General features: G+C 54.9%; 16 protein-coding genes. 12 read left to right on the forward strand and 4 right to left on the reverse strand.

Translation table 11 applies throughout. The annotated features are described in order from the left end of the window. Positions 1 to 6: 6 nt before the first annotated feature. Genes KIH26_RS04480 through KIH26_RS04495 form a run of 4 tightly spaced genes read left to right on the forward strand, consistent with a single transcriptional unit; the run spans position 7 to position 3,982 of the window. Positions 7 to 603 (forward strand): Maf family protein, encoded by a 597-nt coding sequence (locus KIH26_RS04480; protein WP_213442872.1) that lies wholly within the window; start codon positions 7 to 9, stop codon positions 601 to 603. Between the two features lie 24 nt (positions 604 to 627). Beyond that, on the forward strand, positions 628 to 1,620 hold the full coding sequence (locus tag KIH26_RS04485; RefSeq protein WP_213442874.1) for an FkbM family methyltransferase: 993 nt from the start codon (positions 628 to 630) through the stop codon (positions 1,618 to 1,620). A gap of 42 nt (positions 1,621 to 1,662) precedes the next feature. After that, positions 1,663 to 3,171, forward strand: a complete 1,509-nt coding sequence (gene rng, locus KIH26_RS04490) for a ribonuclease G (protein ID WP_213442876.1) — start codon at positions 1,663 to 1,665, stop codon at positions 3,169 to 3,171. A gap of 58 nt (positions 3,172 to 3,229) precedes the next feature. Next, positions 3,230 to 3,982: a DUF1223 domain-containing protein gene (locus KIH26_RS04495; RefSeq protein WP_213442878.1), complete on the forward strand. Its 753-nt coding sequence runs from the start codon at positions 3,230 to 3,232 to the stop codon at positions 3,980 to 3,982. Between the two features lie 10 nt (positions 3,983 to 3,992). Here the strand turns inward: KIH26_RS04495 and KIH26_RS04500 are convergent, their stop codons facing one another. Continuing rightward, the gene (locus KIH26_RS04500; RefSeq protein WP_213442880.1) at positions 3,993 to 4,652 is read right to left on the reverse strand and encodes a CAP domain-containing protein; all 660 of its coding nucleotides are present in this window, start codon (positions 4,650 to 4,652) and stop codon (positions 3,993 to 3,995) included. Between the two features lie 144 nt (positions 4,653 to 4,796). On the opposite strand from KIH26_RS04500, the gene KIH26_RS04505 reads away from it, so the two are divergent. Both KIH26_RS04505 and KIH26_RS17075 read left to right on the forward strand, forming a co-directional pair. Further along, complete coding sequence (locus KIH26_RS04505) at positions 4,797 to 6,014, forward strand: MFS transporter (RefSeq protein ID WP_213442882.1); 1,218 nt, start codon at positions 4,797 to 4,799, stop codon at positions 6,012 to 6,014. A gap of 18 nt (positions 6,015 to 6,032) precedes the next feature. Continuing rightward, the gene (locus KIH26_RS17075) at positions 6,033 to 6,158 is read left to right on the forward strand and encodes a hypothetical protein (protein WP_283770136.1); all 126 of its coding nucleotides are present in this window, start codon (positions 6,033 to 6,035) and stop codon (positions 6,156 to 6,158) included. A gap of 295 nt (positions 6,159 to 6,453) precedes the next feature. On the opposite strand, the gene KIH26_RS04510 is transcribed toward KIH26_RS17075, so the two are convergent. Genes KIH26_RS04510 through KIH26_RS04520 form a run of 3 tightly spaced genes read right to left on the reverse strand, consistent with a single transcriptional unit; the run spans position 6,454 to position 8,105 of the window. After that, positions 6,454 to 6,978 (reverse strand): GNAT family N-acetyltransferase, encoded by a 525-nt coding sequence (locus KIH26_RS04510; protein ID WP_213442884.1) that lies wholly within the window; start codon positions 6,976 to 6,978, stop codon positions 6,454 to 6,456. Further along, positions 6,975 to 7,502 carry a GNAT family N-acetyltransferase gene (locus KIH26_RS04515; RefSeq protein WP_349627842.1) on the reverse strand — a complete coding sequence of 176 codons (528 nt, stop codon included), beginning with the start codon at positions 7,500 to 7,502 and terminating at the stop codon, positions 6,975 to 6,977. The genes KIH26_RS04510 and KIH26_RS04515 overlap by 4 nt, the downstream gene beginning before the upstream one ends. 6 nt (positions 7,503 to 7,508) lie before the next feature. Beyond that, the gene (locus tag KIH26_RS04520) at positions 7,509 to 8,105 is read right to left on the reverse strand and encodes a helix-turn-helix domain-containing protein (protein WP_213442886.1); all 597 of its coding nucleotides are present in this window, start codon (positions 8,103 to 8,105) and stop codon (positions 7,509 to 7,511) included. Between the two features lie 146 nt (positions 8,106 to 8,251). On the opposite strand from KIH26_RS04520, the gene KIH26_RS04525 reads away from it, so the two are divergent. The 6 genes from KIH26_RS04525 (at position 8,252) to KIH26_RS04550 (ending at position 14,241) form a co-directional block, all read left to right on the forward strand. Then, complete coding sequence (locus KIH26_RS04525; RefSeq protein ID WP_213442887.1) at positions 8,252 to 9,064, forward strand: SDR family oxidoreductase; 813 nt, start codon at positions 8,252 to 8,254, stop codon at positions 9,062 to 9,064. A 9-nt stretch (positions 9,065 to 9,073) separates the two neighbouring features. Then, on the forward strand, positions 9,074 to 9,658 hold the full coding sequence (locus KIH26_RS04530; RefSeq protein WP_213442889.1) for a class I SAM-dependent methyltransferase: 585 nt from the start codon (positions 9,074 to 9,076) through the stop codon (positions 9,656 to 9,658). Positions 9,659 to 9,690: 32 nt separating this feature from the next. Beyond that, positions 9,691 to 10,575, forward strand: coding sequence for a 4-hydroxy-tetrahydrodipicolinate synthase (gene dapA, locus KIH26_RS04535; protein ID WP_213442891.1), 885 nt, complete (start codon positions 9,691 to 9,693; stop codon positions 10,573 to 10,575). A gap of 7 nt (positions 10,576 to 10,582) precedes the next feature. Continuing rightward, complete coding sequence (gene bamC / locus KIH26_RS04540) at positions 10,583 to 11,677, forward strand: NlpB/DapX family lipoprotein (RefSeq protein WP_213442893.1); 1,095 nt, start codon at positions 10,583 to 10,585, stop codon at positions 11,675 to 11,677. Between the two features lie 64 nt (positions 11,678 to 11,741). Continuing rightward, on the forward strand, positions 11,742 to 13,058 hold the full coding sequence (locus tag KIH26_RS04545) for a replication-associated recombination protein A (protein ID WP_213442895.1): 1,317 nt from the start codon (positions 11,742 to 11,744) through the stop codon (positions 13,056 to 13,058). 253 nt (positions 13,059 to 13,311) lie between these two features. Then, complete coding sequence (locus KIH26_RS04550; RefSeq protein WP_213442896.1) at positions 13,312 to 14,241, forward strand: branched-chain amino acid ABC transporter permease; 930 nt, start codon at positions 13,312 to 13,314, stop codon at positions 14,239 to 14,241. The last annotated feature ends 10 nt before the right edge of the window (positions 14,242 to 14,251 follow it).

Raw genomic sequence — 14,251 nt, forward strand, 5'->3', positions numbered from 1 at the left:
TAGGCTATGTCAGTATCTTTATTCATCTACCTCGCCTCTCAAAGCCCACGCCGCGCTCAGCTCTTGGAGATGCTGGGCGTAAGGTTTGAATTGCTTATTGCCGATGCGAGTGAAGATGCAGAGAGTTTGGAGATTGCGCTGAAGAATGAAGCACCTAGCGCTTATGTACAGCGCGTGACGGGTTTGAAGTTGGACGCGGCGGTGGCTCGGATGAAGCGGCGCGGTTTGCCTGCTGCGCCTGTGATTTGCTCTGACACCACCGTGGCGATGGGGCGCACGATTTATGGCAAACCGGAGAATGAAGCAGATGCCGTGCGTATGCTCACAGCGCTGCAAGGGCAGACGCACCGTGTGCTTACAGCTGTAGCGATACAAAATGGCAAAAAGCGGGTGCAGGCGCTCTCCGTTTCGAAGGTGACATTCGCACCCATGACGCCCAAGGCCATCAAGGCCTATGTGGCCAGTGGGGAGCCGATGGGTAAAGCCGGAGCCTATGCGATTCAGGGCAAAGCTGCAGCTTATGTGAGCCATATTGCGGGCAGCTACACTGGCATCATGGGGCTGCCGATGTATGAGACTGCGCAATTGATTTCTTCGCTCTAAAGATCAACAGCGGCATAACGCGCCATGATGAAGTACGACTCGAATTCTGTTGCGGCGCGAAGTTCGGCCGTCGAGCTTTGGGGCGGACGTTTGCGGCGCTTGATGCAAAGCAGCGTGGAGTGGCCAGGATTGTTGTTGCCATTGAAGCTGATGGTGCTTGGCCTAGGCTTGGGATTGCTGAAATGGACAGCATTGCGTCGCTACAGCCCAGAGATAGTCACGAAGCGTGGTCTGCGTTTGGCAGGCGCGCCTTTGGATTCCACTTTGAATGCCGTGGTGTTTTACCGAGGCGAATTTGAGCCTGTGCTCACGCAGGGTCTGCAGCACTGGATTCAGGCTGGCGATGTCTGTGTTGATGCTGGCGCGAATGTGGGCTATTTCACTCTCCTGATGGCGAAGCAGGTGGGCACCCAAGGCAAAGTCATTGCGATAGAGGCCGCGCCACGCAATGTATTGCGCATACAGAGAAATCTAGACGTCAATGCATTTCATGAAACCCATACTCAAGTGGTTCAGGTCGTGCATGCGGCTTGTGCAGAGCAATCTGCACCGATCACTTTCTATATCAATCGCCATAACGATATGCATTGCCGCTTGCAGCCGCCCAAGCGTAGCGAGTTGGATTTTTGGTTGATGGGGGGCAGCAAAGCCTGGAGGCCAGTGGAAGTCAGTGGGCGCACGTTCAAGGATATTTTGGGTGACGATGCAGCGCAGGTGAGCTTCATCAAGCTGGATATCGAAGGCGCGGAGCATCATGTGGTGCATGATGTTTTGACACACTGCACACATCCCAAACTCAAGGTGGCGATGGAAGTTAAAGCGCCCTTCATTCGCGCAAGTCTTGAGGGCTTTGAAAAAATGGGCTTTCACTTGTATGACCTGCGCAACAACTACCAATGGCTGCACTCTGGAACTCTGCATTCGCTGCGCCCCATCAGTTTTGATCAATCTTACCGCTCCTCATTTATGCTGGATGTGTTGGTAAGTCGCCTAGCCCTGACTTCTATTGCACACTAGGCTACTTCAATACGCCTTCCAAGCCACCCACAAAAATTTGCTATGCAACACGACATTCTCATCAATTGGAGCCCTCAAGAAACGCGCGTGGCGTTGATTGAGCATGGCGCTGTGCAAGAGCTGCATATCGAGCGCCATTTGGAGCGTGGCCTCGTGGGAAATGTGTATTTAGGCAAGGTGGCGCGGGTGCTGCCGGGCATGCAATCGGCCTTTATTGATATTGGCTTGGAGCGCGCAGCTTTTTTACATGTGGCTGATTTGGCCAGCTCGGTCCACGCGCGCTATGCCGATGGCGTGCAACGATCTTCGCAATCGAGCTCACCTGCAGTGCCGATTGAACGCCAAGTGTTTGAAGGCCAAGCGCTGATGGTGCAGGTGATCAAAGACCCGATTGGTAGCAAGGGCGCGCGGCTCTCTAGCCAGATCAGTTTGGCGGGGCGACAGCTCGTTTTCTTGCCGCAAGACGATCACATCGGTATCTCGCAAAAAATCACACCCGAGCAACGCGAGAGCCTGCGCTCGCGGGTGCAAAAGCTCTGGGATGCTCATGCAGCAGAGCAACAGTTCAAAGGCGGCGGCTTCATCTTGCGCACCAATGCAGAAGAGGCCACAGATGCTGAGCTGCAAGACGATATGGCCTATCTGCTCAAGACGTGGCTGCGTATCAAAGACAGCGCCACGCGCTTGCCGCCGCAATCCGTGCTGCACACCGATCTCACACTCATGCAGCGCGTGCTGCGCGATATGGCAAGCGATGAGACGCAAAGCATTCGCATTGATTCTCGTGAGCAGCATGATGCGCTCATGGCCTATGGCAAAGAGTTCATGCCGCATGCCGCTGCCAAAGTGCAGCTCTACAAAGGCGAGCGGCCGATTTTTGATTTGTTCAATGTCGATGAAGAAGTGGCCAAGGCCATGGAGCGCCGCGTGGAGCTCAAATCGGGTGGCTACTTGATCATTGATCAGACCGAAGCCCTCACCACGATTGATGTGAACACCGGCGGCTTCGTGGGGGCGAGAAATTTTGACGATACGATTTTCAAGACGAATTTAGAGGCCGCTGGCGCGATGGCGCGGCAGCTGCGCCTGCGTAATCTTGGCGGGGTGATCATCGCTGATTTCATTGACATGACGCGTGCCGAGCACCGTGAACAAGTGCTTGCCGAGCTTGGTAAACAACTTGCGCGAGACCGCACGAAAACCAACGCAGCGAATGCTTTTTCGCCGCTGGGTTTGGTGGAGATGACGCGCAAACGCACCCGCGAATCTTTGGAACACATGCTCTGCGAGCCATGCCCCGCCTGCCAAGGCAAGGGCAGTGTGAAAACCCCGCGCACCGTGGCCTACGACATCTTGCGAGAAATCTTGCGCGAAGCCCGCCAATTCAATCCCAAAGAGTTCCGAGTGATTGCTGCGCCGCAAGTGATTGAGCTATTTCTTGATGAAGAGAGTCAGCATTTGGCCGGCTTGTCTGATTTCATCGGCAAGCCTATTTCTCTTCAGGCTGAAAGCACCATGGTGCAGGAGCACTACGATATTGTGTTGATTTAAACCCTGTAAGACTTACCGGCGCATGCCGACAGATGCTGAGCATTGACTGGAGCTTGGCATGTCACATCTTACTTTCACTCCTCATTTAATAGCACTCTGCGCAGTATGTATGCCGGCGATCAGTGCTTTTTCTATGGAAAATTGTTCGGCCAAGTCTGCAGCGACGCTCACACCAGTGATTGAGCTTTACACCTCGGAGGGCTGCAGCTCCTGCCCTCCGGCGGATACTTGGCTTTCAGGCTTCAAAGCGGCACAAAAAGAAGGCAAGGTGGTGGCTCAGGCCTTCCATGTGAATTATTGGGATTACATCGGCTGGAAAGACCGATTTGCTGCGCCCGCCTACACACAGCGCCAACGCGAGCTTTCCGCCCGCACGAGCTTGAACAGCATCTACACTCCGCAAATTGCTAAAAACGGGCTCACGGTACGCAATGTTGGCCAAGCTGCCGCGATGCTAGAGAGCCCGCAAGTGGCGCAAGCCAGCATCAACCTCAAGCAAATCGAGCCCAATCGTTTTGAAGCACGCATTGAAGCCATGCTGGGGACTGTGTGGAGCGCCTATTTCACCGTCACCGAGCACGACCATGTGAGCCGAGTTACAGCAGGCGAAAACAAAGGCGAGACTTTGAAGAATGATTTTGTCGTGCGCCAATATGTGCCGCTGGGGCAGTTTACCGGGGAGCAGACCCTTAAATTCAGCAGCCTCGCGCCTACGCTTACAGCGGGTAAAGCGCATCCAAGGCAAATCAACCTGGTGGTGACCGACAACAAAACCGGCAAAACCATGCAGGCTTTGAGCTTGGACTGTTGAGGTCTGCAGCTTACTTAGCGCCGAAAGATTGCGTCCAGTAGATGTTGTAGGTTGCGTTGTTGGATACAGGTATGGCGCAAGCTAAGGCAAAGTCTTTGTAGCTGGCGCGCATGATGTTGGCACAATGGCCTGGGCTGCTGAGCCAGCCTTGCATTACCGCCTCTAGCGTGCCATAGCCAGCTGCAATGTTTTCTCCAGTGAACCGACCGTAGCCTGCTTTGGCGGTGCGATCCGAGGGCGTTTCGCCATCAAGATTCGTGTGGGCAAAGTAATTCCGTGTCGCCATGTCTCGCGAATGCGCAAGAGCGGCTTCGGCAAGTTGGCTATTCCACTGCAAGGGGGCGACAGCCGGGTAAGACGTGGAGCCGCAGCTGCGAGCCACAGCCCGAGCGGCATTAACAGCGTTGAGTGCCTCTTGTGCGGATTTGATGGGCGCGCAACTGGCGATGGCGGGCGTGGTCACCACGGGTGTGGTGGACGAGCTTGGGGTGGTGACGCTGGTGCTCGGCGTGATGCTGCCTGCAGCAGGTGTGGACGGTGTGATGGAGACGATGTTCGATGCGGGTAACGGATCGCTGCCGCCGCCACCTCCTCCACATGCAGCGATCAAGAAGCATACAGTGGTCGCTAAAAACGTTCGTGTCAGCAGATCAATTCGGATTTTTTTCATTTCACCCTTGTTCAAGGTTTGTGGAAGACACAGGCATGCTAGCCCAATTCACGGTGACAATCTGTGAGCATTGATGTCTGAATCTGATCAATCCGTGTCAGTATCAGCACAGCAAGAAGTGTCACAAAGCGCGACAATGGGTGTATGAATTCCAATCCTCTACAAAAACTCTCCATGCAACAGGTGCTCATTGCCGGAGCCATGATCGTGACGCTCTCGATGGGCATTCGCCATGGCTTTGGGTTGTGGCTTCAGCCGATCACGCAGGCGCATGGCTGGACGCGGGAGAACTTTGCATTCGCATTGGCCATTCAAAATCTGGCTTGGGGCTTCTTTGGCATCTTTGCCGGCATGCTGGCAGATAAGTTTGGCGCGTTTCGCGTGATCATCGCAGGTGCGGTGCTGTATGCCCTGGGCTTGGCGGGTATGGCGCTCTCGACCACAACACTGATGTTCACACTCACCACAGGCATCTTGATCGGCGCAGCGCAAGCGGGCACGACCTATGCCGTGATCTACGGCGTGATTGGCCGCCAAATTGATCCGGCCAAGCGCTCTTGGGCGATGGGCGTGGCCGCAGCGGCGGGCTCGTTTGGGCAGTTTCTCATGGTGCCGACCGAGGGCTTTTTGATCAGCAGCTTTGGTTGGAAAGATGCGCTGCTGATTCTCACGACAGCAACTTTGCTGATCATGCCGCTGGCCTTCTTCTTGCGCGAGCCGGGCTTTGCAGGCGGCGCTGCGCCCAAGCGGGACCAAACGATTTGGGAAGCGCTCAAGGAAGCTTTCAAATACCCGAGCTTTCAATTGCTGATGGCGGGCTATTTCGTGTGCGGCTTCCAAGTCGTTTTCATCGGCGTACACATGCCCAGCTATTTGAAAGACAAAGGCCTTTCGCCGCAAGTGGCCAGCTATGCGCTGGCACTGATTGGTTTGTTCAATGTGTTTGGCACGTATATCGCGGGATCGCTGGGCCAGAAGATGCCGAAAAAATGGATTTTGAGCTTCATCTATTTGGCGCGCGCCATCGCCATTTCCATCTTCCTGATCGCTCCGCTCACGCCTTGGAGCGTGTATATCTTCGCTAGCGTGATGGGCTTGCTCTGGCTCTCCACTGTGCCACCCACGAATGCGACGGTGGCGCAAATCTTCGGCGTGGCGCATCTGTCTATGCTCGGCGGCTTCGTTTTCTTCAGCCACCAAATCGGCAGTTTCATGGGCGTGTGGCTGGGTGGTTTGCTCTATGACAAAACCGGCAGCTACGACATTGTTTGGTACATCTCGATTGCTTTGGGCATCTTTGCGGCGCTGGTGAATCTGCCGGTACGCGAAGAGGCCATTTCTCGCTCGCTTAAAACAGCGTAATCAGCGACAATTTGGCTTATGAGCAAATCACAAAAACTCTTCACCTACAGTGCCGCTGTGCTGGCCTGCGTAGGTGTGTTTTTGCTCTACATTCGCCCGGAATTCATGGTGACATTAGCAGGGCAGATTTGGGCTTGTTTTTGATGCTTTTTATGAGCATTTTTGGCATATTGCCGGCATAGAATCTGCGCGGAGTGCTATTGAATTTGTAGTATTCATTGGGTGTTGTTAAGAGCGGCCACGTCTGCGCTTGGGGCATCCCCCTCCGAAAATGTCCTCCGCCGGCTGCGCCGTCTCCCCCTTTATTTTTCTGCGGGAGATACCCCAATCACAGCCGCGGCCTATGAGCGATCATGAAATCTTTGCGCGAAACGCGCGCTACTTTTGAGCGGCATAGTTCACCGAGATTGGAACTCACCAGGCCATAGCGTACCAATGCCTACCCATCTGCAGGCTCGGCAGGCGTATTCAAAATCAACTGATAAAACCCAAGATCAAGCCAGCGGCCAAATTTGAAAGCAGCTTGTTCGATCGTGCCGCTATGTTTGAAGCCCAGACGCTCGTGCAAAGCGATGCTTGGCGTATTTGTCATGTCAATGCCTCCGACCATGATGTGTTTGCCTTGGCCCTTTGCGCGCTCAATCAGCGCTTGCATCAATTGCAGCCCCAAGCCCTTGCCTCGATGGTCTTTGTGGATATAGACGCTGTGCTCTACCGAGTATTTGTAGGCTGGCCAAGCGCGGAATGTTCCGTAGCTGGCAAAACCTAGGAGCTGGCCAGATTCATCCACTGCGCCGACGACTGGGAATGCGCTAGCTTGCTTGGTAGCAAACCAAGCTGCCATGCTTTCAGGCGGGCGAGGCCTGTAGTCATACAAAGCGGTCGAATTCACAATGGCTTCGTTGAAGATATCGAGAATGGCTTGCGAATGTTGCTCGCGTTGGCAATCGATGAATTCAATCATTTTGAAATGTCCTTGAAGTAATAGGTAGTGGGACACATGCCGCCCTGCGGCCATAGGGCGTAATTCGGAATCTCGCCCACACGCTGCCAGAGTGCGCGCTCGTACACGCGCGAGGCATCGCTGCCTGATACGGTATCGAGCACGAGGACGGTTTTGCCGAGCTCGCGCGCCCAGCTTTCTGCAGCATGAAGAAGCTTTTGCGCCAAGCCCTGCTTGCGGGCACGGCGATGCACTTGCATCTTGGCCAAGTCGGCGCGGTGGGGCTGGTTGTCTGGCATGGCGAGGATGAGCTGCGTCGTGCCGGCGATCACACCTTGGGTATCTCTTGCGACGAGTACGGCGCGCTCGCCTTTGACCACATCGCTGGCGACCGTTTGCCAAAACTGCAAGGCGCGTTCACGGGTGATCGGCAGCATGAAGCCGACGCTTGCACCACCTTCCACCACGTCAATCAACACATCGGCCAGTTCATTGATATCTTGGTTTGAGAGCGTTTGCAGTCTCTGGATTGAAAAAGAGCTCACTAAAAATTACCTCGTGATGAGCACGGCATAACGCGCAGTTTGCGTGCCTGGGTTGAAGTAGGTGATGGGGCGATCCAAGCGATGGGCCAAGCAATCGCCTGCTTTGAGATCGTGCACTTGATCGCCCAGCGTGATTTGCATTTGCCCGGAGAGCAGCCAAATTTGCTGATGCAGCACCGCGCCTTGCACCAGGCCGTCGTACATCACGCGCGTTTTTGCTGGGAATTTCACTTCGACGATATGAACTGGCGGGGCTTGGCCTCCCAACTCCTGCGCGGGAGAGACATTGCGGCGCATGTAGCCGCTGGCCGGGTCTTGCCAGAAGCCTTGGGTTGAAGCGCGTGCGATGATTTTCTCGGTTTGCTGATCTGGCTCAGCTTCAAACAAGGAAGCCAGTGCCACACCTAAGCCGTTGGCGATTTTCTCCAATACGACTGCAGTAGGGCTGGCCTGCCCGCGTTCAATCAGCGAGATCATGGAGCGGCTGACGCCAGAGCGCTGCGCCAGCTGATCCAGCGAGAGGCTGCGTGCATCTCGCAGGTAGCGCACGCGCTGGGCGATGCGTTCGTCAAGTGTGTTGGATTGAGTACTTTTTTCCTTCATGATGGAAATTATTTCTAATATAGTGGATTAAGTCAAGATGCTGTTTGCAAAGCACTCAGGCACTTTCGAGACAGTTCTGTACCTTTCCTAACCTAGAATATTGATCAAATCATCACTTCGCCGGCATAGAACCTGCGCAACATGCTATGAAAATTATAGTAATCACCGGCGCCTCCGAAGGCATTGGCGCTGAGATCGCGCGGCAACTAGCGAACACACACAAAGCGGGCGTGGGTCTCGTATTGGCGGCTCGCAAGATGGATGCGCTGCAGGCCGTGGCAGCACAGTGCGCAGCTCTTGGCGCGCAAACCTTGTGTGTGCGTACGGATGTGGGCGTGCGCGAGGATTGCGTTTCGCTGGTCTCTCAAACGGTAGAGAAATTTGGCCGCATCGATGCGCTGATCAACAACGCGGGCATTTCTGCGCAGGCTTTGTTTGAAGAAGTTGCTGCAGATAAATTGAGCTGGTATGAAGACGTGATGCGCGTGAACCATTGGGGCAGCGTTTGGTGTACGCATGCGGCCTTGCCGCATGTGATCAAGTCTCAGGGAAGCATTGTGGCTGTGAGCTCGCTTGCAGGCATCATCGGTGTGCCGGGGCGCACGGCTTACAGTGCCTCTAAGTTTGCGCAAGCGGGGTTTTTTGAGGCACTGCGCGCGGAGATGAAGGTGCATGGCGTGAGCGTGACGACGGCTTATCCCGGCGTGGTGCTCACGCAGATTCGCCAGCATGGTCTGAACGCAAAAGGCGAGGCCCTTGGATCCAGTGGATTGAAAGAAGAGGGCGCAATGACAGTGCAAGCGTGCGCTCGCTTGATCATTGCTGGCATGGAGCGACGTGAGCGCGAAGTGGTGATGACGGGTAAAGGCAAACTCGGGCGCTGGCTTAAGTTGCTCGCGCCGGGGAGCGTCGAGAAGATGGCGTTGAATGCCGTTAAAGCCGAGTTTCAACCCAAGTAAAAGCTACATATGCACGGAACTGAATCTGTATCGAATTGGGTGGCGCGCTGGAGCTCGTCTGTGCCGCATGATGTGGCGGGTGGCCGCGTGCTCGATGTAGCCTGCGGAGCAGGTCGGCATTTGCTGTATTTTTTAAAGCAAAAACGGCATGTAGCCGGCATAGATATTGCGCAAGCAGCTATAGAAAGTATAGCAAATCAATTGAATGCTGAAGAGCGCAGTCGCTGCTTGCTTGTGCAAGCGGATATTGAAAACGGCGCGTGGCCGCTGCCTGGTGAGCAATTCGCAGGCGTGATCGTCACGAATTATCTGTGGCGGCCCTTGCTGCCCACACTTTTGCAAAGTGTGGCAGAGGGCGGTGTGCTGATCTACGAAACTTTTTGCGCGGGTAACGAAACCGTGGGCAAGCCATCTCGCCCAGATTTTCTTTTGCAGCCCGGTGAGCTGCTGCGCGTTAGTCAAGAAGGCGGCCTGCGCGTGATTGCGTATGAAGACGGTTTTTTGAGCCAGCCGGACAGATTCATGCAGCGCATCACCTGCGTGCGCGAAAAAACGTCATCAATCTCGCCCTCGCGCCATAGGCTACAGCCCTGATTTTGGCCACCCTCGCAGGTAGAATTGCGGCTATGAAGCAAATTACCGGAAGCATTGTGGCCTTGGTGACCCCGTTCCATGAAGATGGAAGCGTTGACTATCCCACCCTGCGAAAACTGATCGATTGGCATATCGCTGAAGGAACTGACTGCATTGGCGTGGTCGGCACCACGGGCGAATCGCCCACCGTGAGCGTGGATGAGCATTGCGAAATCATTCGCGTGAGCGTGGAGCAAGCCAATAAGCGCGTGCCCATCATGGCGGGCTGCGGTGCGAATTCGACCAAAGAAGCGATTGAGCTCGCCAAGTTCGCGCGCGGCGTGGGTGCGGATTGCCAGCTCCAAGTCGTCCCTTATTACAACAAGCCAGGCCAAGAAGGCCAATTCCAGCATTTCAAAGCCATTGCTGAAGCCACCGGCGATTTACCGATCGTGCTCTACAACGTGCCCGGCCGCTCCGTGGCTGATATGGCGCATGACACTGTGTTGCGCCTCTCACAAGTCAAAGGCATCGTCGGCATCAAAGAGGCCACAGGTAACCTCGAGCGCGCGCAATGGTTGATCAAAGACGCACCTCAAGGTTTCGCCATCTATTCTGGCGATGATCCCACCGCAGTAGCCCTGATGCTCTGTGGTGGCCAAGGCAATGTGAGCGTCACGGCCAACGTCGCCCCACGCTTGATGCATGAGCTGTGCGTGGCCGCGATCGCGGGAGATCGCACGACGGCCATGGCAATTCAGAAGAAACTTCTGCCCCTGCACAAGAATCTATTCATTGAAGCTAACCCCATCCCGGTTAAATGGGCGATGGGGCGCATGGGTTGGGCAGGCAGCACACTTCGCTTGCCGCTCACAGCCATGTCACAATCGAATATTCCAGTTGTGGAGACCGCACTCAAGTCGGCTGGGTTGATCTAGGATTTTTATGTCGTATCGCATCTTTACTCTGTTAGCGTTGACTTCGGCCTTGCTGGCCGCGGGTTGCTCAACCCTGGAACCTGATCGCATCGATTACAAGAGCGCCACCAAATCTGCCACGCTCGAAGTGCCGCCTGATTTGACAGCCATCTCCAGAGATACACGCTACAACGTTCCGGGCACGGCCGTGACAGCTAGCGCTTTCAGCACAGGGCAAACGCAAGCGGGTGTACCAGTGGCAGCCAATGCGCTGTCGGATGTTCGTATTGAACGCTCTGGCAACCAGCGTTGGCTCGTGGTGGCACGACCAGCCGATCAACTCTGGGGTCCAGTGCGAGATTTTTGGCAAGATAACGGCTTTCTTCTCAATATTGACCGTCAAGACATCGGTGTGATGGAAACCGACTGGGCTGAAAACCGCGCCAAACTGCCACAAGATTTCATTCGCAACACCGTGGGCAAAATCCTCGACAGCTTGTACGACACGGGTGAGCGCGACAGATTCCGCACACGTCTGGAGCGCAACGGCAACAACACAGAAATTTATATCTCGCACCGCGGCATGGTAGAAAAACTTGTCGGCGGTACCGGCACGGCCAACGCCGACCGTACACTTTGGGAGCCACGCGCTGCAGACCCTGAGCTTGAAACCGAGATGTTGCGCCGCTTGATGCTCAAACTGGGCGTTAGCCAAGAGCAGGCCAAAACACAGGCGGCAGCCGGCGTATCAGCCAAACTCACCTCGCGCGTCGCCAATGCCAATGGCATACCTGTCGTGCAGGTGGAAGATGGCTTTGATCGTGCTTGGCGCAGAGTCGGCTTGAGCCTGGATCGCACCGGCTTCACCGTAGAGGATCGTGATCGCGCTCAAGGTGTCTATTTCGTGCGCTACGTTGAACCCAAGGCCGACACCAAAGAACCCGGCTTCTTCAGCAAGCTCTTTGGTGCCAGCAGCACCGATACTTCGCCGCTCAAATACCGTATCGCGCTCAAAAGCCAGGGCGAATCCACCACCGTTTCCGTGCTCAATGCCAACGGCAGCCCTGAAAGCTCAGAAAACGCCCAGCGCATCGTCAAGGTGCTCGCTGACGATCTGCGTTGATCAGCACGGCATGAAGAATCAAGCCAGCCTCTGTGCTGGCTTTTTTCATGCCTAAAATCTGCGTATGCTTTCGCCGTCTACAGCACCTCTTGCCGAGCGCCTGCGCCCCAAAACGCTTGGCGCGGTGATCGGTCAGCAGCATCTGCTAGGCGAGGGCATGCCTTTGCGTGTTGCTTTTGAAAGCGGCGTTCCACACAGCTGCATCCTCTGGGGGCCGCCGGGGGTGGGTAAAACAACGATTGCACGCCTGATGGCCAGCAGCTTCTCAGCGCAGTTCATCGCCATCAGCGCCGTGCTGGGTGGCGTGAAAGACATTCGTGAGGCCGTAGAAAAGGCAGAAGCAGCGAAAACAGGCCTCATGCCGCAGCGCACGATTGTCTTCGTCGATGAGGTGCATCGCTTCAATAAATCTCAGCAAGATGCTTTTCTGCCGCACGTGGAAAGCGGTCTCTTTACTTTCATTGGTGCGACCACAGAGAACCCTTCTTTTGAGGTGAATTCGGCTCTGCTCTCACGCGCTGCCGTGTATGTACTGGAGTCTCTTTCTGAGCAAAATTTAAAGCAAATTATGCATCTTGCCGGCATGGAATCTGCGCGCGATGCTACTGATTTGATAGTTATTGAGGATTCTGCGCAAGATCGTTTGGTGCAATACGCCGATGGCGATGCGCGCCGCTTGATCAACACATTAGAGACGCTCTTCGTGCTCGCTGGCGTGCAAAAACTCAGTGCGATCAGTGATGAATGGCTATTGAAGGTGCTTGGCGAAAAAATGCGCCGCTACGACAAAGGTGGCGAGCAGTTCTATGACACCATCAGCGCTTTGCACAAATCCGTGCGCGGGTCTGACCCCGATGCTGCCCTGTATTGGTTCGTTCGTATGCTCGATGGCGGTGCTGATCCGCGCTACATGGCACGTCGTTTGATTCGCATGGCCAGCGAAGACATTGGCTTGGCTGATCCGCGTGCCTTGCGTATGGCACTGGATGCTGCAGATGTGTATGAGCGCCTAGGAAGTCCAGAAGGGGAACTCACGCTCGCCCAATGCGTGATCTATCTGGCGATGGCACCCAAATCTAATGCAGCCTACATGGCCTATAACGAAGCCAAAGCCCTGATCAAACAAGACGGCACGCGCCCTGTGCCCCTGCATCTGCGTAACGCACCGACGAAGCTCATGAAAGATATTGGCTACGGCAAAGCTTACCGCTATGCACACAACGAAGAGGATGCTTTTGCTGCAGGTGAGAGCTATTTGCCCGAAGGCATGCCTGAGCCCAATTTTTACCGCCCCACGGAACGTGGACTCGAAATCAAAATTGCAGAAAAGCTTCGCGACCTCAAAGCACGCAATGCTGCAGCGAAAAAGCAGCCCTCATGATGCAAGGCGTCGAATATTAGATCGCCTGATAGATTCTCAAAGCCACTGATAACCGCTTTTTCACCGGGAAAACCCACCCTCATACCACGATTTAAAGCATAAGAGTACAAAACGGCTTCGCTACAATCTGCCCCACCAACCCGCAGCAGTGCATCACATCACGATGGCGGGTTTTTTGCTAGCTATTTGGCGGCAGTGCGGGCATGATTCTGTTGATTCATGCGCCAGTGCCATCAAACCGGAGATTTTTTTCATGGATATTTTTCTGCAGCAGATCATCAACGGTCTGGTTCTTGGCAGTATGTATGCGCTGATTGCGCTTGGTTACACGATGGTGTACGGCATCATTCAACTGATCAATTTTGCCCATGGTGAGGTGCTGATGATCGGCGCGCTCACCAGTTGGGCCATCATCGGCATGATGAAAACCGGCATGCCTGGCCTGCCTGGTTGGATGATTTTGCTGCTGGCTTTGGTGATCGCTTGTATCGTCTGCGCCGCCTTGAATTTCACCATTGAAAAACTGGCCTATCGCTCCTTGCGCAACAGCCCCCGCCTCGCACCACTCATCACCGCCATCGGCATGAGCATCTTGCTGCAGACCATTGCACAGATCATTTTTGAGCCCACCTTCAAGTCTTATCCTAATTTGATTGGCAGCGACCCGATCAATATTGGTGGCGCCGTGATCACGATGACGCAAATCTTCATCTTGGGCATCACCGCCGTTTGCTTGGCTATCCTGAGCTACGTGGTAGGCAAAACCAATCTTGGCCGTGCCATGCGCGCCACGGCAGAGAATCCTCGCGTAGCTGCACTGATGGGCGTGAAGCCCGATACTGTGATCTCGGCCACCTTCATCATTGGCGCGATACTTGCCGCGATTGCAGGTGTGATGTGGGCAACCAACTACGGTACAGTGCACCACAGCATGGGCTTCTTGCCCGGCCTCAAAGCCTTTACAGCAGCAGTGCTCGGCGGTATTGGCAATTTAGCGGGCGCAGTCGTTGGCGGCATCTTCCTCGGTTTGGTCGAGTCGATTGGTGCAGGTTATCTGGGCACGCTCACAGGCGGGGTGCTCGGCAGCCACTATGTCGATATTTTGGCCTTCACAGTGCTGATCATCGTACTCACGTTGCGACCTTCTGGCTTGCTCGGTGAGCGGGTGGCAGATCGCGCTTAAGGAGGAAGAA

Source organism: Variovorax sp. PCZ-1 (assembly GCF_018413605.1).
GTDB lineage: Bacteria > Pseudomonadota > Gammaproteobacteria > Burkholderiales > Burkholderiaceae_C > JANMDU01.